We start from the raw sequence: 18,365 nt of genomic DNA on the forward strand, positions 1-18,365 counted from the left end.
CCTTGGCCGAGGCCGAACGCGCCATCGCTCGGTTCACGCTTCGTCGTCACCGCGTGACGTCGGCGGTGGCTCTCCCCTCGGGAGGGTGACGGTGAACACGGCGCCGCCCGCGTTGTGCACGCCGAGGTGCCCGCCGTGGGCCGTCGCGTTTTCGGCGGCGATGGACAGGCCGAGCCCGCTGCCCTCGGTGACCCGTCGTGAGGCGTCGCCCCGGACGAAGCGGTCGAACGCGATGGGCACCAGTTCCTCGGGGACACCGGGGCCGCCGTCGGCGACGCGCACCAGCACCGTGGCGGAGTCGGTGCCGTCGACGGTGACCACCACCGGTTCGGCTCCGTGCGTCACGGCGTTGGTCAGCAGGTTCCGCACGATCGTGTGCAGCCGGCGGGCGTCTCCGGTGACGAGCACGTCACCCACCACCCGGATCGAGATGTCGGCGTCGGGGGCGGCGAGGTCGACGGCGTCGGCCACCAGCTCCGCCAGGTCCACCGGCTCCCGGAGCACCTCGACCACACCGGCGTCGAACCGGGAGATCTCCAGCAGGTCCTCCACCAACCGCGCCAGCCGCCGGCTCTGCACCGTCAGCAGGTCCGCCGCCCGCGCCCGCGACTCGCCGTCCAGGCTGTTCAGGCTGTCCGCCGCCGCCACCATCGAGGCCAGGGGGGTGCGCAGGTCGTGGGTGACGTCCGAGACGAACCGCCGCTGCTGCCGGTCCTTGGCCCGCAGGTCCGTGATCGAGTGGCTCAGGCGTTCGGCCATCGCGTTGAACGCGGTGGCGAGGTCGGCGAGGTCGTCCCGCCCGGCGACCGGGAGCCTGGTGCCCAGGTCGCCGTCCCCGAACCTCCTGGCCGCGTCCGCCGCCGTCCGCAGCGGTCGGGACACCTGGTTGGCCGCCAGGATCGCGGCGACCGTGGCGAGGAACGCGACGACGGCGGAGATCGCGGCGAGTTGGTGGCGGAGCCGGGACAGCTCGTCGTCCAGCCGGTGCATGCCGTAGTGCTGCACGAGGACGAGCCCGGGGGTGACCTCGCCGGCGACGAGCAGCCAGCCCGACCGGTACGGGTCGCGCTGGACAGCCGGGAGGTGGCCGACGACGGCCTCGCGGACGAGCTCCGCCGGAACCGGAGCATTCTGGTGCTGTGGGTCGCCGGCGGTCGCCGGGAAGGCGGCACCGGACGGTTCGCCCTCCGCCGGTGGCCAGGACACCGGCGCGCCGCCGAGGTCGACCGCGCTCCAACCCACCCCCGCCCAGCGGTCCATCTCCTCGGCGAGCACCGCCACCCGCCCCTCCCCGTGGAGCTCCTCCTCGGTGCGCAGGTGGTTGATCGTGGACTGGAAGGATGCGTCGGCCGCGAGCACGAAGCGTTCGGTGCTGTCGTCGGCCTGCACCCGGTAGGAGGCGAAACCGACGCCGGCGCTCGCGGCGACGGTGAGGAGCACGATGCTCGCCGCGATCCTCGTGCGCAGCCCGAGCGACCAGCCGCGAGGGGGGGTCACGGTTTCGCCAGCCGGTACCCGAGGCCGCGGACGGTCAACACGAGTTCCGGGTTGGCCGGGTCACGTTCGATCTTCGACCGGAGCCGGGACACGGCCGCGTCCACGATCCGCGAGTCGCCCACGTACCCGTAGTCCCACACCCGGCGGAGCAGCACCTGCCGGGTGAGCACCTGGCCGGAGTGGTCTGCGAACTCCAGCAGCAGCCGCAGCTCCGTCGAGGTCAGGTTCACCTCGTGCCCTTCGCGGGTCACCACCATCGCGGTGCGGTCGATGGCCACCTCGCCGATGCGGACGACCTCCTGCCCGGGAGCGCTGGCGCTCCGCCGCAGCACCGCCTTGATCCTGGCGTCGAGCACGCGGGGCTCGACCGGTTTGACGACGTAGTCGTCCGCGCCGCACTCCAGGCCGGCGACGACGTCGATCGGGTCGCCCCGCGCGGTGAGCAGGATGATCGGCAGCGTGCTGCGCGCCCGCACCCGTCGGCACACCTCGAAGCCGTCGATGCCGGGCAGCATCACGTCCACCAGCAGCAGGTCGACCGACTCCCCGAGGGCCAGCAGTTCCAGCCCGCCCTCGCCGCCGCCAGCCGCCACCACCTCGTGCCCCAGCCCCCGCAGGGCCAGGGTGAGGGCCTCGGCCAGCGCGTCGTCGTCCTCCACCAGTAACAGCCGGGCCACCGCTCGTCGCTCCCCGTCGTCTTCCGCCGATGTCCGCACCACCTCGGACGCGGCCGCCACGGTATACGACCCGGACGCGCCCCTCCGGACCGTGACCCGCCGTTGACCAGCGGTGACGACCGGAGGCGCCGGCGATCCCCGAGCGGGCCGAGTGCCGCTGGCACCGGTGGGGAACGGTCGAGAAACGGTCACAGTCCTGGCACACGCCGTTCCTAGCGTGGGTGGGACGCGACCCGAGGACGGAACGATGACGAGTTGGACCGCACGGGGTGGCCTGGCCGAGGCCACGGTGGACCTCGACGCGATCGCCCACAACACGGCGCTGCTCGCCGCCAGGGCGACGGCCCCGGTGCTCGCCGTGGTGAAGGCGGACGCGTTCGGGCACGGGATGTTGCCGGTGACCCGGACCGTGCTCGACGCGGGCGCGACCTGGTTGGGGGTCGCCACCAACGCCGAGGCGCTGCGGCTGCGGGAGGCCGGCGTGACGGCCCCGGTGCTCAGCTGGCTGCACGCGCACGACGAGGACTTCGACGCGGCGATCCTGGCCGGTGTCGATCTGGGCGTCTCCTCCGCCGAGCACCTGGAGCGGATCGCGGAGTGCGCCACCCGGGTCGGCACCCGCGCGGCCGTCCACCTGAAGGTCGACACCGGGCTCCGCCGAGGCGGAGCGGACCACACGGCGTGGCGCGGCCTCCTGGACCGGGCGGCGTGGCTGCAACGCCGGGGGCGGCTGCTGGTGCGCGGTGTCTGGTCCCACCTGGGCGCGGCCGGGGCACCCGCCGCGTCGCCGCCGGTCGGCACGCAGGTGCGGGCCTTCGAGCTGGCCCTGCGGGAGGCGCGGGACGCCGGGCTCGACCCGGAACTGCGCCACCTCGCGAACTCGGCCGCCACCCTGACCGAGCCCGCCACCCACTACGACCTCGTGCGGGTCGGCATCGCCCTGTACGGGGTGGAACCGGTCGCCGGGCGCAGCGGCGGCCTCCGGCCAGCGATGACCTTGCGGTCCAGGACGGTGCTGGTGAAGAAGGTTCCCGCCGGGGAGGGCGTCTCCTACGAGCACCGCTACCGGACGTCCGGGGAGAGCACGCTCGCCCTGGTGCCGGTCGGCTTCGCCGACGGTGTGCCCCGGCTGGCCAGCAACCGGGGTGCGGCCCTGCTGGCGGGCCGTCGGCGTCCCGTCGCCGGTCTCGTCGCGATGGACCAACTGGTCCTCGACCTCGGCCGGGACGAGGCGAACCTCGGCGACGAGGTCCTGGTGCTCGGCCCCGGGGACGACGGCGAACCCACGGCGGCCGAGTGGGCGGCCTGGGCGGAGACCAACCCGCACGAGGTCCTCACCGGCATCGGCGCGCGGATACCCCGCCGCTACCTCGGTGGGGCACGAGCAACCCGCGAACTGGAGGAGTTGTCCCTTGTCTGAGCCGAGAACCAGGGTCGCCGTGGTCTACGGCGGCCGCAGCGGGGAACACGCGGTGTCCCGCCAGTCCGCGGCGAGCATCCTCACCCACCTCGACCGCGACCGCCACCAGGTGGTCCCGGTGTTGATCGACCGGGACGGGGGGTGGTGGATCGAGGAGGACGGGCCAGACCCGGCGGCCACCGGTGCCCGGGCCGCGACCGAGGACGTGTGGCGCGCACCCGGACCGGCTCCCGCGTTGGGCATGACGGAGGCGCTGCGCCGGCTGCGGGACGTCGACGTCGTGTTCCCCGCGTTGCACGGCCCGTTCGGGGAGGACGGGACGATCCAGTCGATGCTGGCGCTCTACGGCATCCCCTTCGTCGGCAACGGGGTGCTGGCCAGCGCGGTCGGCATGGACAAGGAACACACCAAGACCATGCTGGCCTCGGCGGGGATCCCGGTCGCGCCGGGCCTGGTGCTGCGACCGGGGCAGCGGCCCCGCCCGGAGGACCTGGCCCCGCTCGGGTTGCCGCTGTTCGTCAAACCGGCCCGCGCCGGCTCCAGTCTCGGGGTGTCCAGGGTGGACGACCTCGCCCAGTTGCCGGCGGCCCTGGCCACCGCCCGGGAGAGCGACGGGAAGGTGCTGGTCGAGGGCGCGGTTCCCGGTCGGGAGATCGACGTGGGCGTGCTTCAGCGCGCCGACGGCACCCTGGAGGTCAGTCCGCCGCTGGAGATCAGGGTCGCCGAGGACCAGCGGTTCTTCGACTACGAGGCCAAGTACGACGGGTCCGTTGGCACGGTCTTCGACGTGCCGGCCACCCTGGACGCCTCGACGGCCGAGCGCCTGGACCGGCTCGCGGTGGCGGTGTTCGAGGCCCTGGACTGCGCCGGGTTGCTCCGGGTGGACGTCTTCCTGCGCGCCGACGGGGAACTGGTGGTCAACGAGGTCAACACCTTCCCCGGGTTCACCTCGGCGTCCCAGTACCCGCTGATGTGGCGGGCCGCCGGCCTGTCCTACTCGGAGTTGCTGACGGCGATGGTCGACACCGCCCTGGCGCGGCGGACGCCGGTCGCCGCCGCCGCGGCCGGGGCCTGACGGGTGCGGGTGGCCGGGAGCTGGTCCGGCCCAGGCGGCGGACGGCCCGGCCTCCACTTCCCATCGGTGGGGGAGCGGGGCCGGGCCCTGGTCGAGCGGGGCGCGGGTCGGGGGTCACACCCCGGACAGCACCCGCTCCGCGTCCAGCGTCACGGCGGCGGCGTGCACCACGGCCGCCACGCGCAGTGCCTCGTGGATCGTCTCCCGGGGCAGGTCCGACTTCCGCAGCGTCTTCTCGTGCGACTCCAGGCAGACACCGCAACCGGTGATGGCGCTGACCGCCAACGACCACAGCTCGAAGTCCACCTTGTCCACACCGGGGTTGCCGATGACCTGCATGCGCAGCCGCGCCGGCAGGTTGTCGTACTCGGCGTCGCCGATCAGGTGCTTCGACCGGTAGTAGATGTTGTTCATCGCCATGATCGAGGCGGCCGCCTTCGCGGCGTTCAGCGCCTCCTCGGACAGGTGTTCCCTGGCCTCGGACTCCAGCTCCCGCAGCACCTGCTCGTTGCGGCAGGCGATCGCCACCGCCAGCACCGTGCCCCACAGCCGCTGCTTGGGCAGCGTGGAGGTGCCGATCACCGAACCGAGGTTCAGCTTGGTGTCCTTGGCGTAGGCGGGCAGCGCGCTCCTCAACGCGTCCAGTGACATCAGGCGTCCAACAGCTTCGCGGCGTCGAGGGTGCCCTCACCCTTGTTCCAGTTGCAGGGGCACAGCTCGTCGGTCTGGAGGGCGTCGAGTACCCGCAGCACCTCCTCCACGTTCCGGCCAACGGAACCGGCCGTCACCATGACGAACTGGATCTCGTTGTCGGGGTCGACGATGAAGGTGGCCCGCTGGGCGACACCGTCGCCACCGAGCACGCCGCAGGCCTCGGAGAGTTCCCGCTTGATGTCGCTGAGCATCGGGAAGGGCAGGTCCCGCAGGTCGTCGTGGTTCTTCCGCCACGCGTGGTGCACGTACTCCGAGTCGACGGAGACGCCGAGCACCTGGGCGTCGCGGTCGGCGAACTCCTCGTTCAGCCGGCCGAAGGTGGCGATCTCGGTCGGGCAGACGAAGGTGAAGTCCTTCGGCCAGAAGAAGACGACGCGCCACTTGCCCTGGTACGACTTGTTGTCGATCGTCTCGAACGCCTTGTCGGCGTCGAGGGACACGCACGCGGTCAGCGCGTACTCGGGAAACTGCTGGCCAACGGTGAGCACGTTCTCTCCTGTCGTGTTGCTCCGAATGCGCCACCAACCTTGCTCCGCCAGCATTGATAGGGGAAATCGACTCCGCCACCTACACTGATCGGCCATGCCGATCAGTGAGCGCGCGCCGAGCCTGGCACAGCTCAGGGCGTTCCTCGCCGTCGCGGAGTTCCTGCACTTCAGAGCCGCCGCCTCCTCGTTGGGCGTGACCCAGCCCACCCTGTCGGCGGCGATCGCCGCCTGCGAGGACGCGCTGGGCGCGCGCCTTGTGGAACGCACCACACGCCGGGTGATGCTCACCGAGACCGGTGAGCGACTCGTGCCACGTGCCCGGGCCGTGCTGGACGCGATGGACGCCCTCGTGACCGAGGTCGCGGTCTTCGGTCGTCCCTTCACCGGCCGGCTGCGGCTGGGCATCATCCCCACCGTCGCCCCCTACCTGCTGCCCGTCGCGTTGCCGGCCCTCCGCCGTGCCTTCCCCGAACTGGAGATCGAGGTCCACGAGGAGCGGACCGCGCCGCTGCTCGACGGCGCCACCACCGGGCGACTGGACCTCGCCGTGCTCGCCCTGCCGGTGGTCGACCGCAACCTGGCCGCGCTCCTCCTCTACGCGGAGGACTTCGTGTTGGTCACCCCGAAGGACCACCCGCTGGCGGAGCGGCAGGTGATCTCGCGGCAGGCGCTGCGGGACCTGGACGTGCTGCTCCTGGAGGAGGGGCACTGCCTGCGGGACCAGGCCCTCGACGTCTGCCGCGAGGTGGGCACCGGCGTGGAGACCGCGGCCAGGGCGACCAGCCTCACCACCCTGGTGCAGCTGGTGGCGGCGGGCATGGGGGTGACGCTGCTGCCGGCGAGCGCCGTGAGCCTGGAGACCCGCCGCAACCAGCTGCGGGTCAGCCGGTTCGCCTCCCCGAAGCCGGGACGTCGCATCGGGGTGGTGTACCGGGACAGCGCCGGCCGCGAGGCCGAGTTCACCACGATCGCCCACGAGCTGCGGCGGGCGGTGCGGGCCCGCCGGATGCCGGTGCGACTGGCCCCGGACCGGGTCTGACACCCGCCCCAGCGCCAGGAGGGACCGGGGCGGGCCACCGGAGGGTGATGTCGGATTCCTGCCAGAGCAGCCCCCTGAACTGGGGCATGCTGGTCGCATGCTTCTCGACCGGGACCGGTGCGTGCGAGCGGTGCGGTCCAGGGACGCCCGCTTCGACGGGTGGTTCTACACGGCGGTGCTCACCACCGGCATCTACTGCCGACCCAGCTGCCCCGTGGTGCCACCCAAACCGGAGAACATGAGCTTCCACCCCAGCGCCGCCTCGGCGCAGCAGGCGGGGTTCCGGGCGTGCAAGCGGTGCCGCCCGGACGCCAGCCCCGGCTCACCCGAGTGGAACGAACGGGCGGACCTGGTGGCCAGGGCGATGCGGCTCATCGCTGACGGGGTGGTGGACCGGGACGGCGTTCCCGGCCTAGCCGCCCGCCTCGGCTACGGCCCCCGCCAGGTGGAGCGGCAACTGGTGGCCGAGCTCGGCGCGGGGCCGCTGGCGCTGGCCAGGGCCCAGCGGGCGCAGACCGCGCGTCTGCTGATCGAGACGTCCAGCCTGCGGATGGCCGACGTCGCCTTCGCCGCCGGCTTCGCCAGCGTCCGCTCGTTCAACGACACCGTCCAGGCGGTCTTCGGCCTCACCCCGACCGAGCTGCGGTCGAGGGTGCGCGGTGGAGCGCCGCCCCGAACCCCGGGGACCCTGGCCGTGCGGTTGCCGTTCCGCCGGCCGTTCACCCCGGACAGCCTGTTCGGCCACCTCGCGGTCACCGCCGTCCCCGGTGTCGAGGAGTGGCGCGACGGCGCGTTCCGCCGCGCGCTGCGACTCCCCCACGGACCGGCCGTGGTGGCCCTGCGACCGGAGACCGACCACATCGGGTGCCGGCTCACCCTCTCCGACCTGCGCGACCTGTCCGCCGCGATCAACCGGTGCCGGTGGCTGCTGGACCTCGACGCCGACCCGGTCGCGGTCGACGAGCTGCTCACCGGCGATCCCGCCTTGGCGCCGCTGGTCCACGCCGGCCCGGGCCGGCGCGTTCCCCGCGCGGCGGACGGGCCGGAGTTCGCCGTCCGCGCCGTCCTCGGCCAGCAGGTCTCCACGGCGGCCGCCCGCACCCACGCCGGCCGGCTGGTCGCCGCCCACGGGGAACCGCTGGCCGCACCGGACGGTGGCCTCACCCACCTCTTCCCCGAACCGGGGACCCTGGCCGGTCTCGACCCGGACAGCCTCGCCCTGCCCCGCACCCGGCGGGCCACCCTGACCACCCTGGTCGCCCGGCTGGCGGCGGGAGACCTCGACCTCGGCCCAGGGGCGGACTGGGACCGGGCCCGCGCCGAACTCCGGCCGCTGCCCGGCCTGGGGGACTGGACGGTGGAGACGATCGCGATGCGGGCACTCGGCGACCCGGACGCCTTCGTCGCCACCGACCTGGGGATCCGGCACGCGACCAGGGCACTGGGGCTGCCGCACACGCCCGGGGCGCTGACCCGCCGTGCCGAGGCGTGGCGGCCCTGGCGCGCCTACGCCGTGCAGTACCTGTGGTCCACCACCAGCCACCTCATGAACCGCTTACCCGCCTGAGCAGCGCCCCTCCGGCGGGGCGGACCATGTGAGAGAACGACGTTCGCAGGGAGATTTCGACATGAGCACCGCAGCGACGCCCGACGGGCGTCGAACCCACACCGTCGTCGACAGCCCGATCGGGGCGCTGACCCTGGTCGCCACCGACGGCGTGCTGGCCGGCGTCTACATGGAGGAGCACCGCCACCGCCCGGACGGCGACACCTTCGGCACGCGGGACGAAACCGGATTCGACCTGGTCGCCCAGCAGCTGGCGGAGTACTTCGCCGGGCGGCGCACCGATTTCGACCTGCCGCTGGCGCCGCACGGAACACCCTTCCAACAGCAGGTCTGGGCCCAGCTCCGCGCCATCCCCTACGGGGAGACGGTCTCCTACGGCGAGCTTGCCGCGAGGATGGGTCGCCCCTCCGCGTCCCGGGCCGTCGGCCTGGCCAACGGCCGCAACCCGATCAGCGTCATCGTGCCCTGCCACCGGGTGGTGGGTTCCGCCGGCGGCCTCACCGGCTACGCCGGGGGCGTGGAACGGAAACGCACCCTCCTCGACCTCGAACGACGGGTGAGCGGCCGGGCACTGCTCTGAGGCTCGGAGGAGCGGCCGGCCGGGCCTGGCGCGCCCCGGCGGACCACCCGCCCGCGTCCGGGGACGCCGTTCCGGTCCGTCCTCCCGGCGAGGAGGACCCGCTCGGTGCCGGGTCGGGAGCGGGAGGGCCCCAGCGCACCGGAAAAGCCGTGGCCGAACCGGGGCCACGCGGATAGCGTCGCCCGATGCCGGACGCGATCTTCACCCACCCCAGGCTCGTCGCCCTCTACGACACCTTCGACGGTGAGCGGGACGACCTGACCCACTACCTCGCCATCGTCGACGAACTGGGTGCCCGCCGGGTGCTCGACCTCGGCTGCGGCACCGGTTCCCTGGCCGTCCTGCTCGCCGAGCGCGGGTACGAGGTCGTGGGCGTCGACCCGGCGGCGGAGTCGCTGCGGGCCGCCCGCGCGAAGGACCCGGCGGGACGGATCACCTGGGTCCACGGCGACGCCACGGCGGCCCCGGCCGTCGACGCCGACCTCGCGGTGATGACCGGGAACGTCGCACAGGTCTTCCTCGGAGACGACGACTGGCTCGGCGCCCTGCGCGCGGCGCGCGCCGCCCTCCGCCCCGGCGGACACCTGGTGTTCGAGACCAGACGGCCCGAGCGCCGGGCCTGGGAGAAGTGGGCCGTCGCCACCCCCGTCGTCCGCGAGGTGCCCGGGGAGGGGCCGGTGGAGGCGCGCGTTGAGGTGACCGAGGTGGCGCTGCCGTTCGTGTCCTTCCGGCACGTCTACCGGTTCCTGGGCGAGGACACCGTCCTCGCCTCCGACTCGACGCTGCGGTTCCGCACCCGGGACGAGGTCGAGGAGAGCCTGGTGGCGACCGGGTTCGAGGTGCGGGACGTCCGGGACGCCCCCGACCGCCCTGACCGGGAGTACGTGTTCCTCGCCCGGCGCAGCGCCTGAACCCGGCGTGGCGTCCTCGACCGTCCCGTCCACCGGAGGGCTGGTTCAGGCAGCCGTCCCCGGCTCGGAGGAGCTGGCGGAGGCCCTGAGGGCGTCGGCGAGCCAGGCGTAGGGCACCTGGTCGGCCATCATGCCGACGAGTTCGTCGCTCGTGGGATGCCCGTTGATGGTGGCCACCAGGTCCAGGTACCGGTCGTGGGGGCCGGTGAACGGCGACTCCCAGTGGGGATCGGCCTCGGCGTTCCTGGTGCCGTGCAGCTCCAGGGCAATCCGCAGCTGCTTCGCCGACTGCTGGCGGAACTCGGGGCAGTCCGGTTTGCCGCACACCCCGGAGAGCCAGGCCGAGTACCGGTCGGCGATGTCCCGGGCCCGGGACGAGTCCACCGGTATCCCGGCCCGGCGGGCCTCCATCGCCTCCGCCATGATCGGGGTTCCCTCGTCGATGGAGTCGAGCATCGACGAGGAGGACATGATCCGCCCCGCCTCCGTCGAGTACTCCTCGCGGAGGTGGCTGCGGACGGCCGCGCGGAAGTCCTCGTCCCGCACCAGGTCGGCCAGTTCGATCCACGCTTCCAGCTGCTCGGGGGTGGGGTCGTCCGGCAGTACCGCCCGCGTCTGGCTGAGGCGGTCGATCATCGCGGGGTTGACGTCGAGGCCTTCGGACACCTCGGCCCAGAACTCGTCGAGCAGCCGTTCCCGGTCCTCGTCGGACATCGAGACGAGCCGGTGCATCAGCACCACCTGGCCGTCCGGGGTGTCCTGCCGCAGGATGCTGCGCAGCACGGCCCGCCTGGCGTGGAAGCGGCGCGTCTGCTCCTCGACCACGGCCAGGTGCGCGGCGGCGAGGTCGTGGAGCGTCGTCTCACCGGCGAGCACCCGGCGGATGTCGTCCAGGCCCGCGTCGAGCTCGCGGAGGGTGCGCACGAACTCCAGGCGCGCGATGGCCTGGACGTCGTAGTGCCGGTAGCCGGCGGGGGTCTGCTCGGTCGGGGTGACGATTCCCGCGTCGGAGTAGTAGCGGACGGCGCTGACGCTCAGCCCGGTGCGGCGCGCCACGTCGCCGATGGAGTACAGCTCGTTCTCGTTCACGGTGCCCACTATCGGGTCTCAAGCGGCATGAGACTCAAGCCAGCACGGGCAGCCGGTGCCGGGAGGGCGGTCGGCGGGTTACCTGGGGCTCGCTCGGGCAGCGCTCATGCCGAACCGCTCGCTCCCACTGTCGGCGCTGGTCGTGATCCGATTCCGGAGAAATTCGATCGCGGTGCGGTGCCGCCGCGATGAGCCCGCCGCGCGTACGGCTTGTGGGGACTGGTGATCTCCCCGGTGGCCGCGCGTCGTAGGAAACGGAATCCCGGAGACTGGCGGCTACTGTCGTACTTGACTGTACAACGTGGATTGCCTATGAGGTGCACTCGGTGTGCGCGATAGGGGGGGAGCCGGGTGGCCACGAAAGCCAAAGGCGGCTTCCTCCTTCCGCTGTTGCTTGTCGGAGGCGCGGTGGCCTACTTCGGGGTGGACGAGGTGGAGGACGCCGTACGAGGTGCGCTGATCGGCGAACCAGTTGTCATCGGGGTGGGCGACGAGGCGGTGATGGTTGCCGACGACGCGGCATCCATGGTGCGGAAGTGCACGACAACGCGGGTGCTCAGGCAGAAGCGTTGTGGGGAGGTCAAGGTTGTCATCATGGATGCGGCGAGGATGCCGCACATTACTCGGAATATCTCGCCCGCCTGGAGCGAGGGCAAAGAGCACGTCCTCACCCGCAGCGGCGTGTCACGGCACGCGAACTACAAGGCCGCCTGTGGTGGCTTCGTCAAAAAGCATGTAGACGGCTCGTGTGACGAGTACGCCTTCGCCTCGACGGTTCAGGGGGGCATCGGTGCCCGTACCGAGGAGGTTCCGGCGCGGGAACAGGACTGCCAAGGGGGAACCCTCGCGGCCGCGTACCGGTGGCAGGGAATAAGGGCTGGAGACGATTTACTCGTCGTCATCAGCAACCCCCATCGGGTCGCGGTAGAGCCGTACCAGGGACAGGACATCGCGGAGGACCAGTCGACATGCGGGAGCTGATCGAGAAGTACCGCTGGGCCGACCAGGACGAAGACCTGGTGCTCACGCTCGCCGTAACCACCTGCGGTTCAGTGGACGAGGTGGTGTCGGCCTACGGTGGCAGCGGAAGGGGGCCTGTTCTTCTGACACATGACGACGCGTGGGTTCCGCAGGAGGATTTCGGCTCCTACTTCCACGTCCAGGTGCTCACCGAAGGGGCGCGCACCGTCATGATCGAGCCGAACGGGTGGGCGGGCAGTCTGCCCGGGATCGCGCGCCGCGCGTCGTCGAGGGGTTTCTTCCTCAGCGTGCACTGGAGCATGTCCGGCACGCGGCGGGTGGTGGAGGCCCGGGGCGGCGCCGTCGTGTCCTGGTTCAACCCGTTCCTCATCGCGGAGCCGGGTGGCGCTGGCGACCTCGTTCCCGCATGGGCCGAGGACACCGTGTTCGATGACGAGTGGCCCAACGCCTCAAGCTTCGCGGCCGTCGAGCTGCGCACCGGGCTCGCGGTCGACCGGAGCTGGTTCACCACGCCACTTCCCACCTACCGCATCCCGGATCCCGACCAGCTCCTGGCGGATGACTCGAAGGCTCGGACGCCCTGAGACGCGCGAACGGCCGCCGACCAGAGCGAGGAATCCACGGTCACTTCCCGGAACGTCAGCTCTGAACTTCCAGGATGGCCTCATCGCGTTCAGCGGGTAGGCTCGGAGAATCCTGGTGTCTCACCTCGAGCACGGTTTCGTGAAGGTTCAGCCGAGCTCAGAAGCGGCCAACTTTGACCGCGTTGAGGAAGGTGGTGAGGGTGGCGTTGTCGAGGCGTAGGGTTCCGCCGTCGCGGTTCTTGGTGTCGCGGATGCCGGCCACTTCGGTGCCGGACGCCTCGCGTGAGCGCCCGATCTCAACGCACTGCCCGTTGTCGTTGCTACGGGAGGATGTGCGCCAAGAAAATCCTGCCTCGGCGGTTACCATCGTGCTCCCCCAACCTCGTCAGTTGTGATCTCCGCTGCTACGGCTCGAATCAAACGTACGGACTCCGTGCTGTTCAGCGCGAAGTCTCGTAGACGCTCGAACGTGATCTTACACCGCTCAACGTCCTCTGGTTCCTGGATGAAGATCCCGCGAATCAAGGTATCGAGGAAGACCGTGGGCGTCGTGTGTTCGCCGTGGTGCAAGATCGCGAAGGTTGACCCGAAGGACGGGTGCGCTCCGGCTGAGGCGGGTAGCACCTGCAGGGTGATGTTGGGGCGTTCGGCGGAGGCGGCAAGGTGGTGTAGCTGCCTGCGCATCACCTGACTTCCGCCGATCACACTGCGCAGAGCTAGTTCGTGCACCACGGCGTGCAGGAGGAGGGGCTTGTCGGAGTGAAGTCGGGCTTGTCTCCGTACACGAACCTCCGTTCGGTGTGCGACGGCGATGTCGTCATCGGGAACGCCACAGTCCCAACCGGCGGCTACGGCAGCGGCGTATTCGGCGGTTTGGAGTAATCCAGGGATGAGGACCGCCTCGAAGTTCTCGAGTTTGCTCGCCTCTGACTCGAGCTCGATGAAGTCCTGGAGTTCCCCGGTGATGGTGTCCTCGAGATAGGCCCGCGCCCAGTCATCGCGACGGTGGTGTGAGGCCAGGGCCGCGTACTCGTCCCGTTCGGGTGTGGGGATGTCGTAGATCGTCGCCAGGACGATCACTTCCGCCGGGCCAGGGATCGTCTCGGCTCGTTCCAGGCGGGACAGCTTGGATCGGGACCATCCCAGGCGGCTGGTGACGTCGTCGAGCACCATGCCCGCGTCCGCCCGCCACTGTCGGAGTGTGCGGGCCACGAGGCGTTGCCGAACGGTCGGATCGCTCAACGGGTACCTCCATCGCTTCGCGTGTCAGCGTAGTGACGCTCCGAATTGGACGATCGATCGCCACTTCGAGTGGAATGCAACTTCTCATGGGTACCGAAGCTTGTTGGCGAGAAGTTGCATTACCTAGGGTGGTTGCGTAACAGCGTATCGCAACCCTGGGTAGGGGTGCGCAGAAGAAGGGGCCGGGCTAACTGGCAGGCCGCCCGGCCCCTCGTGACGAGAGGAACCGACGCAATGCCCGTCGATCCCATCCCGGTAGCCATGCTACTGGCCGTAATCGCCGTACTCGTCGCCGTGTGCAGGCAGTCGCGACGCCGCCGATCGCGCTTCGTCCGCGCCCTGGTGACGAGCGGCGGAGTCCGGTTCGTCGTCGAGATAGCCGGCATCGAGGCGAACCCGCCCGACCGTTCCGCCCGGGTCTTCGAGGCGCGTGCGTCGTGCGCCCGTCGGCCCGCGCCGGTGCGCACGGCGCCCAGGGGGCGTCGCCGGTGGGGGTGGGGGAGCCGGCGCGTCGGGCGGTGCTCGGCTACTCGGTGAGTCACGCCGCCACCGGCCACGGGGAGCGGCAGCCCGCGCGTTCTCGGCTGCCCGAGCGGGAGGGGCGGCATCACTGGCGATGCCGGGAGGCCCCGGACGTCCCGGCATCGCGGACGGGGTGGGAAACCGTGCTCAGCGGAGTCCTCCCGTTGCCACCCCTGTCGAACGGTCGTGCCTCATGACGGTGTTGAGCATGACGGTGGGTGCCGCGATCGCCCTGGCCGCCCTCGGGCTCGTCGAGTGGGTCGATCGCGCCATCGTTCCCCGCCTGGCGATGGCCTGCCGAGTTCGGCGGGCCCGGCGAACCACCCGGGAGGCCCGGAGCTGGGCGGTGACCAGTGGCGCGGCCCGGGAGCATTCCCGACGAGAAGCGCGCCGATGCCGTGACCACGAACGGACGGCCCGCTGCGGAGGCCGGGACGTCGTGCCCGTCGGGGTGGTCAGGCCTCTCGTCCCGTCCTGATCAGCACCTCCGCACGTCCACATCCCGACCACGTCCACATCCCGACCCGGTCGTCCGGGCGGTCGAGCTCCGACACCCTCCTCCCCGGTCGTGAGCTCCCGCCCGGGCGGCCCTTCCCCAAATCCCCGAACGCCCTCCCGGAGGCCGCCGTGATCGTGCCCGCCCTCGCCCGGTTCCGCGTCCGCTCCGCCCCTACCGCCTTACCCCTCGCCGTCGTCGACACCGCCCCCGGTCGGCGATCGCCGCTGGGCGCTCGACCGCCGGCGGAAACGCCCATCCCCTGTCGATCGGCTGTCGACACCGTCGACCCGGCCGACACCAGGGGCGGATTCGCGAAGTACGGACTCGTCCGAGTGATCGCGACTGGCCGGGGCGGGGGCATCCCGCCGCGAGCCGGTGCCGCATCCCGGGAGCCGGGTCCGCCCCCACGTGTGCGAGGAGAACCGGAGTGGAGAACACGGCACGGCAGGCGATCGCGGTGGTACCGGAGCTGGCGGCGGTGTACGCCCTGACCCGCCGGGGCTGGCGTTGGGTGTCCCTGACCCGGGGGCCGGGGGCGCTGGTGGGGTACTTCGAGTGGCCCGGCTGTTCCACGGTGGACTGGTGCGTCATCCGGGGCGCGAGCGAGGTCGAGGCGGTGCGGGTCTGCTACGGCGAGTGGGTGGTCTGGTGCCGGGACGGCCGGGTGGGGCCGGTGGCCGAGGAACTCGGCGCGCTGCCGCCTCCTGACGACCCGGCCGCGCCTCGCCTGATCACCGGCCGCAGGTGGCGACCCCCGCCGCCGCTGCGCCCACGGGGGTGAGCGCGAGTTCGTGCCGGTCGCCGCTGTGCCCCCTGGCCGTGCGGGTGGCACGTGCCCGCGCTGAGGAGGTCCTTGGCCGAGGCCGCGGTGCGCCCGCCGGCCAGACGTCGGAGTGACGCCCGCTCCTGGGACGGCAGCGGGGAGAGGTCCGTCGGTGATCAGGTGAGGTGTTCCAGTCGTGCGGAGGTGACCGGCATGGGGACCACGCTGTCCGCTCCCGCCCGCTGGCCCGACCTCCGACCACCGACCCGCGGGAGCGGCCTCGGCTGTGGTGGGTGGGCCGCGTCCTGGCCCTGGGTGTCGAGAACTGACCAGCTGGTGCATACTTCTGACCGTGGGGTCAGAAAAAAGTCTCAGGAGTCAGAAGGAGCGGACCTTCATCGAGGAGGCCAGGCGGGCGCAGATCGTCACCTGCGCCATCGAGGTGATCTCCGAGTTCGGGTACCGGAAGGCGTCACTGGTGCGGATCGCCGAACGCGCCGGCGTGTCGAAGGGGGTGATCCTCTACCACTTCACCGGGAAGGGAGAGGTGATCGAGACCGCGCTCGGCCAGATCTACGCGGCCCTCGGCGCCCGGTTCGAGCAGGAACTCGCCGACCACCCCGACGTCCGGTCCACCCTCGCCGCCTACATCCGCGCCCTCGTCGGGTACATGCGCGACAACCCCACCCACGTGCGGGTGATCGCCGAGGCCGCGACGTACGACGGCGGCAGTGCCGAGGCGGGCGACTCCTTCGACCCCGGCGACGCGGGCGCGCGGTGGCGCTCCCTCGCGGACCTCCTCCGCGCCGGGCAGGCCGCCGGCGAGTTCCGCGACTTCGACGCCCGGGTCCTCGCCCAGGCCATCGGCGGCGCCATCGACGCCGTCATCGCCGGCTGGCTGGAGGAACCGGACACCGACCTCACCGAGGCCGGCGAGCAGCTCGTGACCACCTTCGACCGAGCGCTGGTCGCCGTCCCACCCACCACCGACAGCGGGAGCACGCCATGCCAGTGATCGAAGTCGAGGGACTGCGCAAGACCTACCGCGACCACGTCGCCGTCGACGACGTCTCGTTCAGCGTGGAGAGCGGGGAGATCTTCGGCATCCTCGGACCCAACGGGGCGGGGAAGACCACCACCGTCGAATGCCTCACCGGGCTGCGGAGGCGCGACGGCGGGCGGGTGAGCGTGTTCGGCCACGACCCGGACACCGATCGCGACGCGTTGCGCGAGACCGTCGGTGTCCAGCTGCAACACAGCGAACTCCAGCCGAAGATGACCGTGCGGGAGGCGCTTGGGCTCTACGCCTCCTTCTACGCCGATCCGGCCGACCCCGACGAGCTGATCGACACCCTGGGCCTGCGGGACCGCGCCTCCGCCTACTGGGGGAAGCTTTCCGGGGGCCAGCGGCAGCGGGTCGCGATCGCCCTCGCGCTCGTCGGCAACCCCAGGCTCGCGGTGCTCGACGAGCTGACCACCGGGTTGGACCCGAAGTCCCGCCGGGACACCTGGGAGGTCGTCGAGCGGGTGCGGGACCGGGGGGTGACAGTCCTGCTCGTCACCCATTTCATGGCCGAGGCGCAGCACCTCTGCGACCGGATCGCCGTCATCGCCCGGGGCAGGGTAGCCGCACTGGACACCCCGGAGGGCCTGGCCTCGGCCGCCGGCTCGACCCAGCGCATGCGGTTCCACACCACCCAACCGGTGCCCGTCGAGGAGCTGCGGGCACTGCCGGTGGTCACCGAGGTCGTGGTCGACGGTGCGGCGGTGACGGTGCGGGGCGAGGGCGAGTTGGTCTTCGCCGTCTCCCAGCTGCTCGGGGCGGCCGGCGTGACCCCGTCCAACCTCCGCGTGGAACACGCGAGCCTGGACGACGCCTTCCTCGCGATCACCGGGCAGCTCACCGAGGAGGCGGCGTGAACAGGGTGTTGCGGGCGACGGGTCGGATGACCCGGATGGAACTGCGGCTGCTCCGCAGGGACTGGGCGCTGCTGTTCTTCGGGATCGGGTTCCCCGTCGTGCTGTTGCTGCTGTTCGCGAACCTGCCCGACATGATGGACCCGATCCCCGGGCTGGACGGGCTCCGCGCCTTCGACGTCGTGATGGCCCCGATCGCGCTGAGCATCGCGCTGCTGATCATCTCGCTCCAGCTCATGCCGCAGCAGATCGTCACCGTGCGGGAGAGGGGGATTCTCCGCAGGTTGTCCACCACCCCGGCTCCCCGGGTCGGGCTGCTCGTGGCGAACTTCGCCATCGGCGCGTTGATCTCGGTCCTCGCGGTGGTGGCCGTCCTGGTCGGCGGCGCGCTCGTCCACGGCCTGGCGCCGCCGAGGTCGCTGCCGGCGTTCCTGCTGGTCTACCTGTGCGCGATGGTCACCACCCTGTCGATCACCATGCTCATCGCCGGGATCTCCAGGACGGCGAACATCGCCAACGGCATCGGCTCGATCCTGCTGGTGCCGATGATGTTCCTCAGTGGAGCGATGGTCCCCCGCGAGGACCTGCCCGAACTGGTGCGCCAGATCGGCGATCTCACCCCGGTGGGTGCGGTCACGCAGGCCTTGCGGGCGAGTTGGGCGGGGGAGGCGCTGTCGCTCCAGCCCTTCCTGGTGATGGGGGTGACGGTGTTGCTGATCTGGCCGATCGCGATCCGCTTCTTCCGCTGGGAGTGAGCGGGGTGCCCCGGGGGTGGGCCGTCCGCCGTGCCGCCCCCGGCT

General features: G+C 71.7%; 19 protein-coding genes. 12 read left to right on the forward strand and 7 right to left on the reverse strand.

What is annotated here, in order from left to right:
• Positions 1–33: 33 nt before the first annotated feature.
• On the reverse strand, positions 34–1,497 hold the full coding sequence (locus tag G443_RS20815) for a sensor histidine kinase (RefSeq protein WP_035292182.1): 1,464 nt from the start codon (positions 1,495–1,497) through the stop codon (positions 34–36).
• Complete coding sequence (locus tag G443_RS20820; RefSeq protein WP_026419031.1) at positions 1,494–2,174, reverse strand: winged helix-turn-helix domain-containing protein; 681 nt, start codon at positions 2,172–2,174, stop codon at positions 1,494–1,496. Before G443_RS20820 ends, G443_RS20815 begins: the two co-directional genes overlap by 4 nt.
• A 247-nt stretch (positions 2,175–2,421) precedes the next feature.
• On the opposite strand from G443_RS20820, the gene alr reads away from it, so the two are divergent.
• Positions 2,422–3,594 (forward strand): alanine racemase, encoded by a 1,173-nt coding sequence (gene alr, locus G443_RS20825; protein ID WP_026419030.1) that lies wholly within the window; start codon positions 2,422–2,424, stop codon positions 3,592–3,594.
• A complete protein-coding gene (locus G443_RS20830; protein ID WP_035292180.1) occupies positions 3,587–4,669 on the forward strand; it encodes a D-alanine--D-alanine ligase family protein in 1,083 nt (360 codons plus the stop codon). The genes alr and G443_RS20830 overlap by 8 nt, the downstream gene beginning before the upstream one ends.
• Positions 4,670–4,783: 114 nt before the next feature.
• Here G443_RS20830 and ahpD read toward each other — a convergent pair whose 3' ends face one another.
• On the reverse strand, positions 4,784–5,320 hold the full coding sequence (gene ahpD / locus G443_RS20835; protein WP_026419028.1) for an alkylhydroperoxidase, AhpD family: 537 nt from the start codon (positions 5,318–5,320) through the stop codon (positions 4,784–4,786).
• Positions 5,320–5,871 (reverse strand): peroxiredoxin, encoded by a 552-nt coding sequence (locus G443_RS20840; RefSeq protein WP_026419027.1) that lies wholly within the window; start codon positions 5,869–5,871, stop codon positions 5,320–5,322. The genes ahpD and G443_RS20840 overlap by 1 nt, the downstream gene beginning before the upstream one ends.
• A gap of 94 nt (positions 5,872–5,965) precedes the next feature.
• On the opposite strand from G443_RS20840, the gene G443_RS20845 reads away from it, so the two are divergent.
• From G443_RS20845 to G443_RS20860, 4 genes are all read left to right on the forward strand, one after another.
• Positions 5,966–6,910 carry a hydrogen peroxide-inducible genes activator gene (locus tag G443_RS20845; protein ID WP_026419026.1) on the forward strand — a complete coding sequence of 315 codons (945 nt, stop codon included), beginning with the start codon at positions 5,966–5,968 and terminating at the stop codon, positions 6,908–6,910.
• A gap of 97 nt (positions 6,911–7,007) precedes the next feature.
• Positions 7,008–8,477, forward strand: a complete 1,470-nt coding sequence (locus G443_RS20850; protein ID WP_026419025.1) for an AlkA N-terminal domain-containing protein — start codon at positions 7,008–7,010, stop codon at positions 8,475–8,477.
• Positions 8,478–8,538: 61 nt separating this feature from the next.
• On the forward strand, positions 8,539–9,057 hold the full coding sequence (locus tag G443_RS20855; RefSeq protein WP_026419024.1) for a methylated-DNA--[protein]-cysteine S-methyltransferase: 519 nt from the start codon (positions 8,539–8,541) through the stop codon (positions 9,055–9,057).
• Between the two features lie 185 nt (positions 9,058–9,242).
• Positions 9,243–9,968, forward strand: coding sequence for a class I SAM-dependent methyltransferase (locus G443_RS20860; RefSeq protein WP_026419023.1), 726 nt, complete (start codon positions 9,243–9,245; stop codon positions 9,966–9,968).
• A 45-nt stretch (positions 9,969–10,013) separates the two neighbouring features.
• Here G443_RS20860 and G443_RS20865 read toward each other — a convergent pair whose 3' ends face one another.
• Positions 10,014–11,057, reverse strand: coding sequence for a MerR family transcriptional regulator (locus tag G443_RS20865; RefSeq protein ID WP_026419022.1), 1,044 nt, complete (start codon positions 11,055–11,057; stop codon positions 10,014–10,016).
• A 351-nt stretch (positions 11,058–11,408) separates the two neighbouring features.
• Between G443_RS20865 and G443_RS25610 the strand changes: the two genes are divergently transcribed.
• Positions 11,409–12,038, forward strand: a complete 630-nt coding sequence (locus G443_RS25610; RefSeq protein WP_035292178.1) for a NucA/NucB deoxyribonuclease domain-containing protein — start codon at positions 11,409–11,411, stop codon at positions 12,036–12,038.
• The gene (locus tag G443_RS20875) at positions 12,026–12,622 is read left to right on the forward strand and encodes a hypothetical protein (RefSeq protein WP_026419020.1); all 597 of its coding nucleotides are present in this window, start codon (positions 12,026–12,028) and stop codon (positions 12,620–12,622) included. The genes G443_RS25610 and G443_RS20875 overlap by 13 nt, the downstream gene beginning before the upstream one ends.
• Positions 12,623–12,779: 157 nt before the next feature.
• On the opposite strand, the gene G443_RS20880 is transcribed toward G443_RS20875, so the two are convergent.
• Complete coding sequence (locus G443_RS20880) at positions 12,780–12,989, reverse strand: DUF397 domain-containing protein (protein ID WP_026419019.1); 210 nt, start codon at positions 12,987–12,989, stop codon at positions 12,780–12,782.
• Positions 12,983–13,864, reverse strand: coding sequence for a helix-turn-helix domain-containing protein (locus G443_RS20885; protein ID WP_155886144.1), 882 nt, complete (start codon positions 13,862–13,864; stop codon positions 12,983–12,985). The genes G443_RS20880 and G443_RS20885 overlap by 7 nt, the downstream gene beginning before the upstream one ends.
• A gap of 1,448 nt (positions 13,865–15,312) precedes the next feature.
• Between G443_RS20885 and G443_RS20890 the strand changes: the two genes are divergently transcribed.
• From G443_RS20890 to G443_RS20905, 4 genes are all read left to right on the forward strand, one after another.
• Complete coding sequence (locus tag G443_RS20890; protein ID WP_026419017.1) at positions 15,313–15,666, forward strand: hypothetical protein; 354 nt, start codon at positions 15,313–15,315, stop codon at positions 15,664–15,666.
• 334 nt (positions 15,667–16,000) lie between these two features.
• Positions 16,001–16,663: a TetR/AcrR family transcriptional regulator gene (locus tag G443_RS20895; protein WP_051713428.1), complete on the forward strand. Its 663-nt coding sequence runs from the start codon at positions 16,001–16,003 to the stop codon at positions 16,661–16,663.
• Positions 16,654–17,568 carry an ABC transporter ATP-binding protein gene (locus G443_RS20900; protein ID WP_026419016.1) on the forward strand — a complete coding sequence of 305 codons (915 nt, stop codon included), beginning with the start codon at positions 16,654–16,656 and terminating at the stop codon, positions 17,566–17,568. Before G443_RS20895 ends, G443_RS20900 begins: the two co-directional genes overlap by 10 nt.
• A complete protein-coding gene (locus tag G443_RS20905) occupies positions 17,565–18,320 on the forward strand; it encodes an ABC transporter permease (protein WP_051313993.1) in 756 nt (251 codons plus the stop codon). Before G443_RS20900 ends, G443_RS20905 begins: the two co-directional genes overlap by 4 nt.
• The last annotated feature ends 45 nt before the right edge of the window (positions 18,321–18,365 follow it).

The organism is Actinoalloteichus caeruleus DSM 43889 (assembly GCF_000429185.2).
Classification (GTDB): domain Bacteria; phylum Actinomycetota; class Actinomycetes; order Mycobacteriales; family Pseudonocardiaceae; genus Actinoalloteichus_B; species Actinoalloteichus_B caeruleus.